This is a genomic window from Pseudomonas sp. LLC-1 (genome assembly GCF_002992185.1).
Classification (GTDB): Bacteria; Pseudomonadota; Gammaproteobacteria; order Pseudomonadales; family Pseudomonadaceae; genus Aquipseudomonas; species Aquipseudomonas monteilii.
The window spans coordinates 242,094-258,130 of the sequence record NZ_LUVY01000016.1 but is presented as its reverse complement, the minus strand read 5'-3'; the positions used below and the strand labels follow the sequence as shown (position 1 = coordinate 258,130).

Genomic DNA, 16,037 nt, shown 5'->3' with positions numbered 1-16,037 from the left:
CCGGATCAGTTTGGAAGGAACTTGGCGCTGACGTACGGCGAGTAGTCCGGCAGCACGGCGTCGACCTTGCCTTGCTGCTTGAGGAAATTGGCCGTGTCGGTCAGTGCCTGGGTGGTCGGCGCGCCCAAGGCATTGGCCTGGTCTGCGGCCAGTGGGTAGACGTTGCCCTCCAGCAGCACCGGAATGTCGCTGGCCTTGGCGCCGGACAGCTTCACCAGCTTGTCTACGTTGCCCTTGTCGGCCAGCCAGGCTTTCGGGTCCTTGCGGTAGTCGGCGTAGGCGTCCAGGGTGACTTTGGCAAAGGCCTTGACCACCTCAGGGTGCTTCTCGGCGAAGTCCTTGCGCACGATCCAGGCATCGAAGGTGGGGGCGCCTTTCTGGGCCAGTTCGCCAGAAGTGATCAGCACCTTGCCGTTTTCCTTGGCTACGCCCAGGGCCGGGTCCCACACGTAGGTGGCGTCGATGTCACCGCGTTTCCAGGCGGCAATGATGGCCGGTGGTGCCAGGTTGAGGATCTGTACCTTGGACGGGTCGATATTCCAGCTTTTGAGTGCTGCCAGCAGGCTGTAGTGGCCGGTGGACACGAACGGTACGGCGACTTTCTTGCCGATCAGGTCTTGCGGCGTCTTGATGCTGTCGCGGGCGACCAGCGCTTCACCGGCGCCAATCTGGGTGGCGATAAGGAAGGTCTCGACGGGTAGCTTGCGGGTGGCGGCAGCGGCCAGCGGGCTGGAACCCAGGTAGCCGATCTGCACATCACCGCTGGCCACGGCGGTGATCACGTCGGCGCCATTATCGAATTTGCGCCAGTCGATGCTGGCCTTGCTGGCTTTTTCGTAGTCGCCGTCTACCTGCGCCACTTTGGCAGGGTCGACGGTGGTCTGGTAGGCCACGGTCAGGTCGGCAGCCTGGGCAAACCAGCTGGTGCTGGCGAGGGTCAGGGCGGCGAACAGGCGCAGCGGAGCGTGCGGGATCATGGTGGACCTCTCGTCAGGCAATCGATGTGATGGATGACGAGAAGACTAAATGATCTAAGAATATAAAAATAAATAACTTTTTTGCATTAGCTTAGGAGCCAAATGCTTTAAGCCCAGGATCGGTGATTACCCTCAATGGCGAATGTCGAGGTACCTGCTAGGCTTTTTCGTCCCTATAGAACGATACGGAATTAGGTTATGAGCAAACGTTTGCAAATAACCAAACGTTATGAATTGGGCTGTTGCTACAACGAATGGCAGTAAAGGTTCCTAACATATTCCGTAAAAATCTTACAAATTCATAAAACGGTCATTTTGGATTTATAGGATTGTCATTATCCTGTAGCGCAGGTGGCGCCTTAGACCAAAGTCTCGAAACGTTTAGAAACGATTGACTTATGAGTCACGCTTTGGGACTAAATCGCCAATCCACGGTGAGCGGGGCAGCAGACCCCGCCGCCAGAGATACACAAGAATTAGAACGTAGAGGAGCAAATTATGTACAAGTCCAGCCTGGCTCTGGCCGTGGCACTGGGGGTTCTCGCCCAACAAGCAGGCGCTGCCGGTTTCGTTGAAGACAGCAAACTGTCGCTCAGCTCGCGCACCATGTACTTCAACAACGACAACCGTGATGGCGGTGCCGACAACCGTGAGTCGGGTCAGGGCTTCAAGCTCGACTACATCTCCGGCTTCACTGAAGGCACCGTTGGCTTCGGTGTCGATGCCCAGGCCCTGTGGGGTATCCACCTGGATGGTGGCCGTGGCAAGCACCCAGACAACAGCAGCTTCTTCCCGAGCGACACCGACGGTTCGGCTGTAAGCCAGTGGGCTCGTGTTGGCGCCAACGCCAAGGCACGCTTCTCGAAGACTGAGGTTCACTACGGTAGCGCCCTGGCGCCAAACCTGCCGATCCTGGTCTCCAACGATGGCCGTCTGCTGCCGCAAACCTTCGAGGGTGGCACCATCCAGTCGAAGGAAATCGACAACCTGACCATCAACGCCGGCCAGCTGACCCACGCCATGGGCCGTGCTTCGAGCAACCGTACCGGCCTGTCGGTAGCCGGTGCTACCCAGGACAGCAACAAGTTCCGTTACGGCGGCCTGGACTACAAGCTCACGCCAGACCTGACCCTGCAGTACTACTACTCGAACCTGGAAGACTTCTACAAGCAGCACTTCCTGGGCGCCACCCACGTATTCAAGATCGCTGACGACCAGTCGTTCAAGACCGACCTGCGCTACTTCGACAGCAGCAGCGACGGCAAGAACGGTGAGGCCGGTTACCGCTTCAGCAACAACGGCGGTTATGCCAAGAACACTGGCGAGGTCGACAACAAGACCTGGTCCGCGATGTTCACCTACACCTTGGGTGGCCACTCGCTGATGCTGGGCCACCAGCGCGTCAATGACGACGGTGGTTTCGTCTGGCTGAACCAAGGCAACGTGGTTGATGGCAATGGCCGCAACGAAGGTGCCGGTGGTTCGAGCTTCTACCTGTTCACCGACAGCATGATCAACCAGTTCGCCAAGGCCGGTGAAAACACCACCTTCGGTCAGTACGCCTACGACTTCGCCCGCCTGGGTGTACCGGGCCTGAAAGCCTCGGTTGCCTACCTGAAAGGTGAAGACGGCAAGAACGCCAACGGCAACGGCACCTTCAGCGAATGGGAACGTGACGCCCGCGTTGACTACGTCATCCAGGAAGGCACCTTCAAGGGCCTGGGCGCCAGCCTGCGTCACGGCGTATACCGTGGCACCGGTACCAGCTCGCTGGCTGACCAGGATCAGACCCGTCTGATCTTCAACTACACTTACAACTTCCTGTAAGCCGTAGCTGAACCAGAAGCCTCGCCTAGTGCGAGGCTTTTTTGTGCCTACAAATTCGTATGCATTATGGTTATAAATAAATCGTTATTTATTCTTTTTGTTTTTAACCGAATGCAGGCACATTGAACCCATACGGTACAGAACCCAGCCAAGGAGCCGCAGCCCATGAGCCTCAAACTCGGCGATATCGCCCCCGATTTCGAACAGGATTCCAGCGAAGGCAAAATCCGCTTCCACGAGTGGCTGGGCAGCAGCTGGGGGGTATTGTTCTCCCACCCCGCCGACTTCACCCCGGTGTGCACCACCGAGCTGGGCCTGACCGCCAAGCTGAAAGATGATTTCGCCAAGCGTGGGGTCAAGGCCATCGCCTTGTCGGTGGACCCGGTCGACTCGCACCATCGCTGGATCGATGACATCAACGAAACCCAGAACACCGTGGTCAATTTCCCGATCATCGCCGACGCCGACCGCAAGGTGTCCGACCTGTACGACCTGATCCACCCGAACGCCAGCGACACCCTCACCGTGCGTTCGCTGTTCGTGATCGACCCGAACAAGAAGGTGCGCCTGACCATCACCTATCCGGCCAGTACCGGGCGCAACTTCAATGAAATTCTGCGGGTGATCGACTCGCTGCAACTGACCGACAACCACAAGGTCGCCACACCAGGTAACTGGCAGGACGGTGACGAGGTGGTGATCGTGCCTTCGCTCAAGGACGAGGAAGAGATCAAGCAGCGCTTCCCGAAAGGTTACCGGGCGGTCAAACCCTACCTGCGTCTGACCCCGCAGCCTAATCGTTAAAGGATTCCTCGTTGTATTGCTCTTAGCCAAGCAGGGATTTTCGGGCCGTTTCGACGGCCCTTTTTTATGCCTGCTGAAACCGCGTGGAGGACTTTGAAGAAAAACAAAAATGGAATAAACAAATGAAAAAATATGATTTCTAGATATATGTGGCAGCTGTTAATGTCACTTCCAACAGAACACAAGGAAGCGCTGCAATGCTGGTCGTATCAATCGGTGGTAGCCCCAGTACCCGCTCACGCTCCGGCGTGCTGCTTGAGCGTTCGCGGCAGTGGTTGCAGAACCGTGGCGTTGAAGTGGTGACGTTCCAGGTACGTGACTTCCCCGCCGAAGACCTGCTGCATGCCCGTTTCGACAGCCCGCAGGTACAGCACTTCCAACAGTTGGTAGCCCAGGCCGATGGCCTGATCGTTTCCACCCCGGTGTACAAGGCCTCGTTTGCCGGCGCCCTGAAAACACTGCTCGACCTGCTGCCCGAACGCGCTCTGGCGCACAAGATCGTATTGCCGATCGCCACGGGCGGCAGCATCGCCCACATGCTGGCAGTGGATTATGCATTGAAACCCGTGCTGTCGGCACTCAAGGCTCAAGAGACCCTGCAAGGGATCTTCGCCGACGACAGCCAGGTGGCTTACGCAGAAGGCTCCAAACCCGCGCAGCTGACACCGGCGCTGGAAGAACGCCTGCTGGACTCGCTGGAAACCTTCCACGTTGCCTTGGCCCGCCGGCCACGCCCCGTGGCCCCCGGCGTACTGAATGAACGCCTGATCAGCGCTCGCTGGAGCATCTGACCGGCCCAACCCGCTTCACCACCTTACTCGCCCGATAACGAGGCAAGCAGGTGCAACCCGAACCCAAACGTACAGGAGAGCGCCATGCGCACAGTCTTCTTGCGTCGCGGTCTGGTCGCCCTGTTTGCGGCGGCTGTGTCCTTCGGCGCCATTACCCAAGCCCAGGCCGAAAGCCTGCGTATCGGTTACCAGAAATACGGCACCCTGGTGCTGCTCAAGGCCAAGGGCACGCTGGAAAAGCGCCTGGCAGAGCAGGGCGTGCAGGTGCAGTGGACCGAGTTCCCCGGTGGCCCGCAGCTGCTTGAAGGGCTGAATGTCGGCTCCATCGATTTTGGCGTAACCGGCGAGACTCCGCCTGTATTCGCCCAGGCTGCTGGTGCCGACCTGCTGTATGTGGCTTACGAGCCGCCAGCACCACACAGCGAGGCGATCCTGGTGCCGAAAGGCTCAGCGATCCAGTCGGTGAAAGACCTCAAGGGCAAGAAAGTCGTCCTCAACAAAGGCTCGAACGTTCACTACCTGTTGGTGCGCGCGCTGGAAGATGCCGGCCTGAAATACAGCGACATCCAGCCCGTGTACCTGCCACCTGCCGATGCCCGCGCCGCCTTCGAGCGTAGCAGTGTGGATGCCTGGGTCATCTGGGACCCGTACCAGGCCGCCGCCGAACAACAGCTGCAGGCCCGCACCCTGCGTGATGGCAAGGGCCTGGTCGACAACCACCAGTTCTACCTGGCCACCCGCAACTACGCCACCCAGCACCCGGCGGTGATCAACACCGTGATCGAGGAAGTGCGCGCCGTGGGCGAGTGGTCCCAGGCCAACCCGCAAGAAGTGACCGACCAGGTCGCACCGCTGCTCGGCCTGCCCGCCGACATCACCCTGACTTCGGTCAAACGCCAAGGCTACGGTGCAGCGCCGCTCACCCCTGAGGTCGTGGCCGCACAACAGAAAATCGCCGACACCTTCCAGGCGCTCAAGCTGATACCCAAGCCACTGAGCATCAAGGACGTGATCTGGACACCCCCGGCCAAGGTCGCTAGCGCGCCTTGATTGATTCGCCTGTGCCGGGGCGTCGCCCTGGCTTGAGCCACCCTTGAGGAGACAACTCCAATGAGCCTTAACATTTTCTGGTTCCTCCCAACCCACGGTGACGGCAAGTACCTGGGCACTTCCGACGGCGCCCGTGCGGTCGACCACGGTTACCTGCAGCAGATCGCCCAAGCCGCTGACCGTCTGGGTTTTGGCGGGGTGCTGATCCCCACCGGGCGCTCCTGCGAGGACTCCTGGCTGGTGGCCGCGTCGCTGATCCCTGTGACCCAGCGACTGAAATTCCTGGTGGCCCTGCGCCCAGGCATCATTTCGCCAACCGTGGCAGCACGCCAGGCGGCAACGCTGGACCGCCTGTCCAATGGCCGTGCCCTGTTCAACCTGGTAACCGGTGGCGACCCGGACGAACTGGCCGGTGATGGCCTGCACCTGAGCCATGAAGAGCGCTACGAAGCCTCGGTCGAGTTCACCCGTATCTGGCGCAAGGTGCTGGAAGGCGAAAACGTCGATTACGACGGCAAACACATTCAGGTGAAGGGCGCCAAGCTGCTCTACCCACCGATTCAGCAACCACGTCCGCCGCTGTATTTCGGCGGCTCGTCCGAGGCAGCACAGGACCTGGCCGCCGAGCAGGTCGAGCTGTACCTGACCTGGGGTGAGCCACCGGCAGCCGTTGCCGAAAAAATTGCCCAGGTGCGCGAAAAAGCGGCCGCTCAAGGCCGAGAAGTACGCTTCGGTATCCGCCTGCATGTGATCGTGCGGGAAACCAACGAAGAGGCCTGGGCCGCTGCCGACAAGCTGATTTCGCACCTGGACGATGACACCATCGCCCGTGCCCAGGCCTCGCTGGCGCGCTTTGACTCGGTGGGCCAGCAGCGCATGGCTGCCCTGCATGGCGGCAACCGCGACAACCTGGAAGTCAGCCCCAACCTGTGGGCGGGTGTTGGCCTGGTGCGTGGCGGCGCCGGTACCGCACTGGTGGGCGATGGCCCGACTGTGGCGGCACGGGTGAAGGAATACGCCGATCTGGGTATCGATACCTTCATCTTCTCGGGTTATCCACACCTGGAAGAGTCGTACCGGGTTGCCGAACTGCTGTTCCCGCACCTCGATGTACAACGCCCGGAGCAACCGAAAACCGGTGGCTACGTAAGCCCGTTCGGCGAGATGGTAGCCAACGACATCCTGCCCAAGTCCGTGTCGCAGAGCTGAGGGCCGGGCCATGAGTCGTGCAACTTCCTCCAACCTGACCCAGCGCCTGGCGCCGTGGGCGCTGCCGGTGCTGCTGTTGGCAGTCTGGCAGCTGGCGGTCAGCGCAGGCTGGCTGTCGACGCGCATTCTGCCGGCACCCAGCGCTGTGGTCAGCGCGGGTGTCGAGCTGGTGCGCAGCGGCGAAATCTGGACCCACCTGGCCATCAGCGGTTGGCGTGCCGGCCTGGGCTTCGTCATCGGCGGCAGCATCGGCCTGGTGCTGGGGTTCATCACCGGCTTGTCGAACTGGGGCGAACGCCTGCTCGACAGCTCGGTGCAGATGATCCGCAACGTGCCGCACCTGGCACTGATCCCGCTGGTGATCCTGTGGTTCGGTATCGACGAGTCGGCAAAGATTTTCCTGGTCGCGCTGGGCACGTTGTTTCCGATCTACCTGAACACCTACCACGGCATTCGTAATGTCGACCCGGCATTGGTGGAAATGGCGCGCAGCTATGGCTTGTCCGGCTTCAGCCTGTTCCGCCAGGTGATCCTGCCGGGGGCGCTGCCATCGATTCTGGTGGGTGTGCGCTTTGCGCTGGGCTTCATGTGGCTGACCTTGATCGTGGCGGAAACCATCTCGGCCAACGCCGGCATCGGTTACCTGGCAATGAATGCCCGTGAGTTCCTGCAGACCGACGTGGTGGTACTGGCCATCGTCCTGTACGCCGTGCTTGGCAAGCTCGCCGACCTCGCCGCTCGCGGCCTGGAGCGTGTGTGGCTGCGCTGGCACCCGGCCTATCAAGTAGCCAGGAAGGAGGGCGCATGACCGTGCTCAAGGAACAGCCGCCTCGCCTGCTGCGTGGCATCCCGCTGGCCTCCAACGGCCTGCGCAAGACCTTTGGCCAGCGCGAAGTGCTGAAAGGTATCGACCTGCACATTCCGGCCGGTCAGTTCGTGGCCATCGTTGGCCGCAGCGGCTGCGGCAAGAGCACCTTGCTGCGCCTGCTGGCCGGGCTCGATCAACCCACCGCCGGCCAACTGCTGGCCGGTGCTGCGCCGCTGGAAGAGGCCCGTGAGGAAACCCGCCTGATGTTCCAGGACGCACGCCTGCTGCCCTGGAAGAAGGTGATCGACAACGTTGGCCTGGGCCTGTCTGGCGACTGGCGCCCACGTGCGCTGGAAGCGCTGGAGGCGGTGGGCCTGGCCGATCGCGCCAATGAATGGCCGGCAGCCCTCTCGGGTGGCCAGAAGCAGCGCGTGGCCTTGGCCCGCGCCTTGATTCACCAGCCACGCCTGCTGCTGCTGGATGAGCCGCTGGGTGCGCTGGATGCATTGACCCGTATCGAGATGCAGCAATTGATCGAGCGCCTGTGGCGTCAGCATGGCTTCACCGTGCTGTTGGTCACCCACGATGTCAGCGAAGCCGTTGCCGTGGCTGACCGGGTGATTTTGATCGAGGACGGCGAGGTCGGGCTCGACCTCACTGTCGACCTGGCACGGCCCCGGGCGCGTGGTTCGCACCGCCTGGCCGCGCTGGAAAGCGAAGTGCTCAACCGTGTTCTGTCGGCCCCGGGCACTGCGCCCGAGCCGGATCCTGTAGCCCCTCTGCCCACGCAGTTGCGTTGGGCGCACTGACTCACTCACTTACCAGACTGAAGCCATAGAGAAGGAATCAAATCATGACTATCAAAGCCATCAACGTCCGCAACCAGTTCAAAGGCACCGTGAAAGAAATCCTCGAAGGCCCGGTACTGTCGGAAATCGACGTGCAGACTGCCTCGGGTATCGTGACTTCGGTCATCACCACCCGTTCTGTGAAGGAGCTGGAATTGCAGGTTGGCAGCGAAGTGATTGCCTTCGTGAAATCGACTGAAGTGTCTATCGCCAAGTTGTGATGAAAATGGCCAATGGGGCTGCTTTGCAGCCCAATCGCCGGCAAGCCAGCTCCCACAGGTACTGTGCAGGTTTCAAGCCTTGTGTTGTACCTGTGGGAGCTGGCTTGCCGGCGATGAGGCCTTTAAATCTAACGCTTGGCCAGAAACGGCGGCAGGTACAACCCCAGATACGCCTCGAACACCCGCTTGCCTTCTTCGGCCATGCGCGGGGTGATCGCTTCGTGCAACTGCACCGATCGCGCATACACCCGGTCGCTCAGTTCCATGGCCAGGGCAAACACATCCACATCCAGTGGCATCACCGGCAGGTGAAAATGCTGGTCGAACAACTTGTGCATCAAGTCGCCCAGTTCCATGTCGTGCTGCCGATCGGCCTGCACCACTTCGCTCAGCCCATGCTGGGCCAGGATTAGCTGCCGCGCCGCCGCATCTTCGTTATAGATACAAAGCATGCGTTCTTCGATGAGCCGTGACAGTTCGTGCCAGGTGCTGAACGCGCTGCTGTCGATCGGTGCACTCAGTGCTTCGCGAAAGGCCCGGTGTACGTCGGCAGTCAGTGCTTCCAGCAACGCTGGCACGCTGGCGAAGAAGTGATACACCGACGACGGCGGAATCTGTGCCCGTTCGGCCACGCTGTAGATGGACAGTGCCGCCACCCCTTGCTCTGCCAGCAACTCGCGTGCAGCCGTCAGGATCGCTTCGATCCTGGCCTGGCTGCTGGCGCGCGGCTTGCGCGGGGTGGCGGTACGGGTCATCAGTTGCTGATCGCCAGGATACTGGCCTGGTAGGCACCGACGAACAGGTCGAAGTCACCGACTTCTTCCTGTTCCAGCTCGGACTGCTTGGCGAGCGATTCACGGGCCAGTGTTTCGAACGCCTGTTGCTGCTCGTTGTTCAGGGGCTGTTCGCGGAACGTTTCGGCGTGGATCCGGCTTTGGCGCAGGGAGAACTGGACGAAGGTTTCGTCGTGTTCGGTCATGCGCGCCAGCACCTGGGCCGACGGTGTCAGCGAAGCGTCGTCAACCTTGGCTTGCTGGGCATCCAGGGCTTTGGCGTGCTCGTCAACGCCTTGCGCCTGGTCGAGCAGGTCGGCCAACGGTCGAATACGCTGGATCAGTTCGCTGGCCCAATCTTTCAAGCTGATTGGCTGGCCATCGCGATGCAGCGCCAGGCCCGGGCGACGGCCTTCCTTGACCACGGTCAGGAAGTTGCTGGTGCACTGGCCGCATTCGCCGTTGTCCAGCTGCGGGCTGTCTTCCAGTGCGCAGAACAGCAGGAACGCATCGAGGAAGCGTGCCTCGGGCAGGTCGATGCCCACCGGCAGGAACGGGTTGATGTCCAGGCAACGCACTTCCACGTACTGCACGCCACGCGAGGTCAGGGCCTGGATCGGCCGTTCGCCGGTGTAGGTGACCCGCTTGGGGCGGATGTTCGAGTAGTACTCGTTCTCGATCTGCAGGATGTTGGTGTTCAGCTGCACCCACTCGCCGTCCACGTGGGTACCGACTTCTACGTACGGCGGGTAGGGCGTGCCCACGGCCTTGCGCAGGCTATCGGTGTAGCTGGCCAGGTTGTTGTAGCACGGCGTGAGGCCGGCCTGGGCGTTGCTCTGGTAGCCCAGGTCGCTCATGCGCAGGCTGGTGGCATAGGGCAGGAACAGGGTTTCGGCATCCAGCTCTTCGAGCTGGTGCGGGCGGCCACGCAGGAAGCCTTTGTCCAGGGCCGGCGAAGCGCCGAACAGGTACATCAGCAGCCAGCTGTAGCGGCGGAAGTTGCGGATCAGGGCGATGTAGGCCGATGACTGGTAGTCGCGGTCGTTTTCGCTGCCGCCTTCAGCCTCACGCAGCAGCGGCCACAGGGCCTCGGGCAGCGAGAAGTTGTAATGGATACCGGCGATGCACTGCATGGTGCGGCCGTAGCGCAGGGCCAGGCCCTTGCGGTAGACGTGCTTGAGCTTGCCGATGTTCGAGGTGCCGTACTCGGCAATCGGGATGTCCTCCTCGGCCGGCAGCGTGCACGGCATCGACGGGCTCCACAGGTATTCGTCGCCCAGCTTGCTGTAGACGAAGCGGTGGGTCTGTTCGAGGCTTTCGAGTACCTTGGCCGGGTCGGGCAGGGCTGGGGTGATGAACTCCAGCAGCGACTCGGAATAGTCGGTAGTGATCTGCTCGTTGGTCAGCGCCGACCCCAGGGCTTCCGGGTGCGGGGTCTGGGCCAGGCGACCTTCTTCGGTCACTCGCAGGCATTCGCGCTCAATACCGTGCAGGCACTGCTTGAGCAGGGGAAGATTGGCGCCGAGCAGGCTCAGGCGGCGGTTGAGGAGGTCGCTCAAGATGTATTCCTTCACGCGTCAGTCGCCCCAATATGGGGGTAGAGATAACGGTCTACAAGGGTAGGAAGAAAGGAACTGGCGTTGTCGCCTGGTTTACGCGGTTCCAGCAGTGCCAGCGCACTGCTGAAAATACCGCAGATACTGCTTGGTGAGCTAGAGAACCGCGAAGGTTCCTTGCGCTTTTGCCACCAGCTTGTCGCCCTGGACTACGTCGGCGTCGACCACCAGGGTACGTCGCCCGGCGTGCAGCACACGGGCGGTGCACCGCACTTCGCCGTCACTGACGGCGCGCATGTAGTTGATCTTGCACTCGATGGTGACGCTTTGCTGGTCAAAGCCATGGCTGGCCGAGCAGGCCAGGCCCATGGCGATGTCCACCAGGCTGAAGATTGCCCCGCCGTGCAGCTTCTGGCCACGGTTGCGCAAGTGCGGTTCGAGCGGCAGGGCCACCTCTGCAACGCCTGTTTCCAGGCGTTGCAGGCGGCAGCCCAGCAGTTGGCTGAAGGCACTTTCGACGTATTCGCGTGGTACGTCCATCACTTCTTCTTCAACTGCTTGGCGTTGGCGAACAGGGCGGCCATGGCGTTGTTGGCCGGGGCGGCAGTGGCGGTTTCACGCTGGCGCGGCGCCTGCTGCTGACGGTTGCCGCCATTGCCACGGTTGCTGCCGCGGTTGCCTTCGACCTTCTCGCCCGGTGTGTCGCTCATGCGCATGGACAGGCCGACGCGCTTGCGCGGGATGTCCACTTCCATGACCTTGACCTTGACCACGTCGCCGGCCTTGACCGCTTCACGCGGGTCCTTGACGAACTTTTCCGACAGCGCCGAGATGTGTACCAGGCCGTCCTGGTGCACGCCGATGTCGACGAAGGCGCCAAAGTTGGTGACGTTGGTGACCACGCCCTCGAGGATCATGCCCGGCTCCAGGTCCTTGAGGTCTTCGACGCCGTCCTGGAAGGTGGCGGTCTTGAACTCGGGGCGTGGGTCGCGGCCCGGTTTGTCCAGCTCCTGCAGGATGTCGGTGACGGTCGGCAGGCCGAAGGTTTCGTCGGTGAACTTTTTTGGGTCCAGGCGCTTGAGGAAGCTGCTGTCGCCGATCAGCGAACGGATGTCGCGGTCGGTGTCGGCGGCAATGCGTTGCACCAGCGGGTAGGCCTCGGGGTGCACTGCAGAGGCGTCCAGCGGGTTGTCGCCGTTCATCACACGTAGGAAGCCAGCGGCTTGTTCGAAGGTTTTCTCACCGAGGCGGCTGACCTTTTTCAGCGCTGCACGCGTGGCGAACGGGCCGTTGGCATCGCGATGGGCGACGATGTTCTGTGCCAGCGTGGCGTTGAGGCCAGAGATACGGGTCAGCAGCGCCACCGAAGCGGTGTTCACGTCCACGCCCACGGCGTTCACGCAGTCCTCGACCACGGCGTCCAGGCCGCGGGCCAGTTTCAGCTGGGACACGTCGTGCTGGTACTGGCCGACACCGATGGATTTCGGGTCGATCTTCACCAGCTCTGCCAGTGGGTCCTGCAGGCGGCGAGCGATCGACACGGCGCCACGGATCGACACGTCCAGGTCCGGGAACTCGCGGGCGGCCAGTTCCGATGCCGAGTACACCGAAGCGCCGGCTTCGGAGACCATGATTTTGGTAATTTTCAGCGCTGGGTATTTTTTGACCAGCTCGGCCACCAGCTTGTCGCTTTCGCGGCTGGCGGTGCCGTTGCCGATGGCGACCAGCTCCACCGAGTGCTTGGCGCACAGCGCGGCCATGATGGAAAGGGTGCGGTCCCAGTCGTTTTTCGGCGCGTGCGGGTAGACCGTGGTGTGGTCCAGCAGCTTGCCGGTGGCATCGACCACGGCGATCTTGCAGCCGGTGCGCAGGCCCGGGTCGAAGCCCAGGGTGGCGCGCGGGCCGGCCGGTGCGGCCAGCAGCAGGTCGTGCAGGTTGTGGGCGAACACGTTGATCGCCTCGCCTTCGGCGTTGTCGCGCAACTCGCCGAACAGGTCGGTTTCCAGGTGGGTGTACAGCTTGACCTTCCAGGTCCAGCGCACCACTTCACCCAGCCACTTGTCGGCCGGGCGGCTGCGGTTTTCGATGCCGACGTGGTTGCCGATCATCACTTCGCACGGGTGCAGGGTGCCAGGCAGCTCTTCGCCCACTTTCAGCGAGGCACTCAGCACGCCTTCGTTGCGCCCGCGGAAGATTGCCAGGGCGCGGTGCGACGGGGCGGTGCGCAGCAGTTCGTCGTGGGCGAAGTAGTCGCGGAACTTGGCGCCTTCTTCTTCCTTGCCCGCTACCACGCGGGCGCTGAGCACCGACTCCTGCTTGAGGAAGTTGCGCAGTTTTTCGAGCAGCGAGGCGTCTTCGGCGAAACGCTCCATGAGGATGTACTTGGCGCCTTCCAGCGCAGCCTTGACATCGGCCACGCCTTTTTCGGCGTTGACGAAGCGTGCGGCTTCGCTTTCCGGTGCCAGGGTCGGGTCGTTGAACAGGCCGTCGGCCAGCTCGCCCAGGCCGGCTTCCAGGGCGATCTGGCCCTTGGTGCGGCGCTTTTGCTTGTACGGCAGGTACAGGTCTTCGAGGCGGGTCTTGGTGTCGGCCAGCTTGATCTCGCGGGCCAGCTCCGGGGTGAGCTTGCCTTGTTCCTCGATGCTGGACAGGATGCTGGCGCGGCGCTCGTCGAGTTCGCGCAGGTAGCGCAGGCGCTCTTCCAGATGGCGCAGTTGGGTGTCGTCCAGGCTACCGGTCACTTCCTTGCGATAACGGGCGATGAAAGGCACGGTCGAGCCTTCGTCCAACAGGCCCACGGCCGCCTCGACCTGCTGGGGGCGTACGCCCAGTTCCTCGGCGATACGGCTGTTGATGCTGTCCATGTAAACCACCTGACATTTGTGAATACGGGGGTCGCCTGTGGGCTTTTCGCCCGGCGGCGCTGGATGAAAGCCGCGCATTATACCCATCGCAAACGGCTTGCGGTGATGGCGCCCGGCCAGCCGGAACTGGCGCCCGGGGAAAAATCTGCTAACAATGCTCACGCAACGTGCAGCAATGGCTACGCCATAATGCGCGGCGATATCAGAGGAGTTATTCATGACCGGCACCGCAAACACCGCTGAAGGTGACAAGATTCTCATCGTCGACGACGACCCGGGGCTAAGCAGCCTGCTGGAACGTTTCTTCACCAGCAAGGGCTACCGTGCCCGCGCGGTGCCCAACACCGAACAGATGGACCGCCTGCTGCAACGCGAGGTGTTCAACCTGGTGGTGCTCGACCTGATGCTGCCAGGCGAAGATGGCCTGTCCGCGTGCAAGCGCCTGCGCCAGCAGAACAACCAGATCCCAATCATCATGCTTACCGCCAAGGGCGATGAGTTGAGCCGTATCAAAGGCCTGGAGCTGGGCGCCGACGACTACCTGGGCAAGCCGTTCAACCCGGACGAGCTGATGGCCCGCGTCAAGGCTGTGCTGCGTCGTCAGGCACCCGCTGTACCGGGGGCACCGGGTAGCGAAGACGAATCGGTCACTTTCGGTGATTACGAGCTGTCGCTCGCTACCCGCGAACTCAAGCGTGGCGATGAAGTGCACATGCTCACCACCGGTGAGTTCGCCGTGCTCAAGGCCTTGGTGATGCACGCCCGCGAACCGCTGACCCGCGACAAGCTGATGAACCTGGCCCGTGGCCGCGAGTGGGATGCACTGGAGCGCTCCATCGACGTGCAGATCTCGCGCCTGCGCCGCATGATCGAGCCGGACCCGTCCAAGCCGCGTTACATCCAGACCGTCTGGGGCGTGGGCTACGTGTTCGTGCCAGACGGAAACGCCGGTAAGTGATGCCTGGCCGTCGATGAAAACCCCGCTCTGGTTTCCGCAAAGCTTCTTCGCCCGCACCCTGTGGCTGGTGTTGATCGTGGTCCTGTTCAGCAAGGCCTTGACCCTGGTCTACCTGCTGATGAACGAGGACGTGCTGGTCGACCGTCAGTACAGCCACGGTGTGGCGCTGACCTTGCGTGCCTATTGGGCTGCCGATGAAGAAAACCGCGACAAGATTGCCGAGGCGGCTGGCCTTATCCGCGTGACCGGCTCGGGTGTGCCCGAGGGCGAACAGCACTGGCCCTACAGCGAGATCTACCAGCGGCAGATGCAGGCCGAACTGGGTGAGGACACCGAGGTGCGGCTGCGCATTCATGCGCCACCGGCGTTGTGGGTCAATGCGCCAAGCCTGGGCCCCGGTTGGCTGAAAGTGCCGCTGTACCCGCACCCGCTGCGCGGGCAGAAAATCTGGAACGTGCTGGGCTGGTTCCTGGCCATTGGGCTGTTGTCCACCGCCTCGGCCTGGATCTTCGTTCGTCAGCTGAACCAGCCGCTCAAGCGCCTGGTGTTCGCCGCTCGTCAGCTGGGCCAGGGGCGCAGCGTGCGTCTGCCGATCAGCGATACGCCCAGCGAAATGACCGAGGTGTACAAGGCCTTCAACCAGATGGCCGAGGACGTCGAGCAGGCCGGGCGCGAGCGTGAGCTGATGCTGGCCGGGGTTTCCCATGACCTGCGCACACCGCTGACCCGTTTGCGCCTGTCGCTGTCACTGCTGAACAGTGACAGCGATTTGAGTGACGACATGGTCCGCGATATCGAAGACATGGACGCGATCCTCGATCAGTTCCTGGCCTTTATCCGCGATGGCCGTGACGAGCCGGTAGAAGAGGTCGACCTGGCGGACCTGGTGCGCGAAGTGGTGGCGCCGTACAACCAGCCGGAAGAACGTGTGCGACTTTGCCTGGAGCCTATTCCGCCATTTCCGCTGCGTAGGGTTTCGCTCAAGCGCATGCTGGGCAACCTGATCGGCAACGCCCTGCACCACGCTGGCAAAGGGGTCGAGGTGGCGGCCTATGTGTCGGGTGACGAGAGTGCGCCGTATGTGGTGCTGAGCGTGCTGGACCGTGGCACAGGGATCGACGAATCGGAGCTGGAGACCATCTTCAACCCGTTCATTCGTGGTGACCGGGCGCGGGGTGGCAAGGGCACCGGGCTGGGGCTGGCGATCGTCAAAAGGATCGCGGCGCAGCATGGCGGGAATGTAGAGCTGCGCAACCGGTCTGGCGGTGGGATCGAGGCGCGGGTGCGGTTGCCGTTGGGGCTGTTGTTACCTCGGAATGCTGTGTGAAATTTGCCGGCCTCTTCGCGGCTA

The 16,037-nt window shown here is 62.0% G+C and carries 15 protein-coding genes; 10 read left to right on the top strand and 5 right to left on the bottom strand.

Features of this window, described 5'->3' with window-relative positions; genetic code table 11:
* Positions 1-5 precede the first annotated feature (5 nt).
* Positions 6-977, bottom strand: coding sequence for a taurine ABC transporter substrate-binding protein (tauA, locus tag A0O30_RS18170; protein WP_016484395.1), 972 nt, complete (start codon positions 975-977; stop codon positions 6-8).
* Between the two features lie 498 nt (positions 978-1,475).
* On the opposite strand from tauA, the gene A0O30_RS18165 reads away from it, so the two are divergent.
* The 8 genes from A0O30_RS18165 (at position 1,476) to A0O30_RS18130 (ending at position 8,535) form a co-directional block, all read left to right on the top strand.
* Positions 1,476-2,804, top strand: coding sequence for an OprD family porin (locus tag A0O30_RS18165; RefSeq protein WP_105947401.1), 1,329 nt, complete (start codon positions 1,476-1,478; stop codon positions 2,802-2,804).
* Between the two features lie 165 nt (positions 2,805-2,969).
* Positions 2,970-3,608, top strand: a complete 639-nt coding sequence (locus A0O30_RS18160) for a peroxiredoxin (protein WP_105947400.1) — start codon at positions 2,970-2,972, stop codon at positions 3,606-3,608.
* A 197-nt stretch (positions 3,609-3,805) separates the two neighbouring features.
* On the top strand, positions 3,806-4,399 hold the full coding sequence (ssuE, locus tag A0O30_RS18155) for an NADPH-dependent FMN reductase (RefSeq protein ID WP_105947399.1): 594 nt from the start codon (positions 3,806-3,808) through the stop codon (positions 4,397-4,399).
* A gap of 84 nt (positions 4,400-4,483) precedes the next feature.
* The gene (locus A0O30_RS18150) at positions 4,484-5,449 is read left to right on the top strand and encodes a sulfonate ABC transporter substrate-binding protein (protein ID WP_105947398.1); all 966 of its coding nucleotides are present in this window, start codon (positions 4,484-4,486) and stop codon (positions 5,447-5,449) included.
* Positions 5,450-5,509: 60 nt separating this feature from the next.
* Positions 5,510-6,658 carry an FMNH2-dependent alkanesulfonate monooxygenase gene (gene ssuD, locus A0O30_RS18145; RefSeq protein WP_060501273.1) on the top strand — a complete coding sequence of 383 codons (1,149 nt, stop codon included), beginning with the start codon at positions 5,510-5,512 and terminating at the stop codon, positions 6,656-6,658.
* Between the two features lie 10 nt (positions 6,659-6,668).
* Positions 6,669-7,466, top strand: a complete 798-nt coding sequence (gene ssuC / locus A0O30_RS18140; RefSeq protein ID WP_105947397.1) for an aliphatic sulfonate ABC transporter permease SsuC — start codon at positions 6,669-6,671, stop codon at positions 7,464-7,466.
* On the top strand, positions 7,463-8,275 hold the full coding sequence (ssuB, locus tag A0O30_RS18135) for an aliphatic sulfonates ABC transporter ATP-binding protein (RefSeq protein ID WP_019096900.1): 813 nt from the start codon (positions 7,463-7,465) through the stop codon (positions 8,273-8,275). The genes ssuC and ssuB overlap by 4 nt, the downstream gene beginning before the upstream one ends.
* Before the next feature lie 44 nt (positions 8,276-8,319).
* Positions 8,320-8,535 carry a molybdopterin-binding protein gene (locus A0O30_RS18130; protein WP_008095172.1) on the top strand — a complete coding sequence of 72 codons (216 nt, stop codon included), beginning with the start codon at positions 8,320-8,322 and terminating at the stop codon, positions 8,533-8,535.
* A 128-nt stretch (positions 8,536-8,663) separates the two neighbouring features.
* Here the strand turns inward: A0O30_RS18130 and A0O30_RS18125 are convergent, their stop codons facing one another.
* The 4 genes from A0O30_RS18125 to A0O30_RS18110 form a co-directional block, all read right to left on the bottom strand.
* A complete protein-coding gene (locus tag A0O30_RS18125) occupies positions 8,664-9,290 on the bottom strand; it encodes a TetR/AcrR family transcriptional regulator (protein WP_105947396.1) in 627 nt (208 codons plus the stop codon).
* Entirely contained in the window at positions 9,290-10,867 is a 1,578-nt protein-coding gene (gene gshA, locus A0O30_RS18120) for a glutamate--cysteine ligase (RefSeq protein ID WP_371921627.1), read from the bottom strand. Before gshA ends, A0O30_RS18125 begins: the two co-directional genes overlap by 1 nt.
* Before the next feature lie 153 nt (positions 10,868-11,020).
* Positions 11,021-11,404 carry a PaaI family thioesterase gene (locus A0O30_RS18115; protein ID WP_105947394.1) on the bottom strand — a complete coding sequence of 128 codons (384 nt, stop codon included), beginning with the start codon at positions 11,402-11,404 and terminating at the stop codon, positions 11,021-11,023.
* Positions 11,404-13,728, bottom strand: coding sequence for a Tex family protein (locus tag A0O30_RS18110; protein WP_105947393.1), 2,325 nt, complete (start codon positions 13,726-13,728; stop codon positions 11,404-11,406). Before A0O30_RS18110 ends, A0O30_RS18115 begins: the two co-directional genes overlap by 1 nt.
* Before the next feature lie 217 nt (positions 13,729-13,945).
* Between A0O30_RS18110 and ompR the strand changes: the two genes are divergently transcribed.
* Both ompR and A0O30_RS18100 read left to right on the top strand, forming a co-directional pair.
* The gene (gene ompR, locus A0O30_RS18105; RefSeq protein WP_016484407.1) at positions 13,946-14,686 is read left to right on the top strand and encodes a two-component system response regulator OmpR; all 741 of its coding nucleotides are present in this window, start codon (positions 13,946-13,948) and stop codon (positions 14,684-14,686) included.
* A 13-nt stretch (positions 14,687-14,699) separates the two neighbouring features.
* Positions 14,700-16,013: an ATP-binding protein gene (locus A0O30_RS18100; protein ID WP_060501261.1), complete on the top strand. Its 1,314-nt coding sequence runs from the start codon at positions 14,700-14,702 to the stop codon at positions 16,011-16,013.
* Positions 16,014-16,037 lie beyond the last annotated feature (24 nt).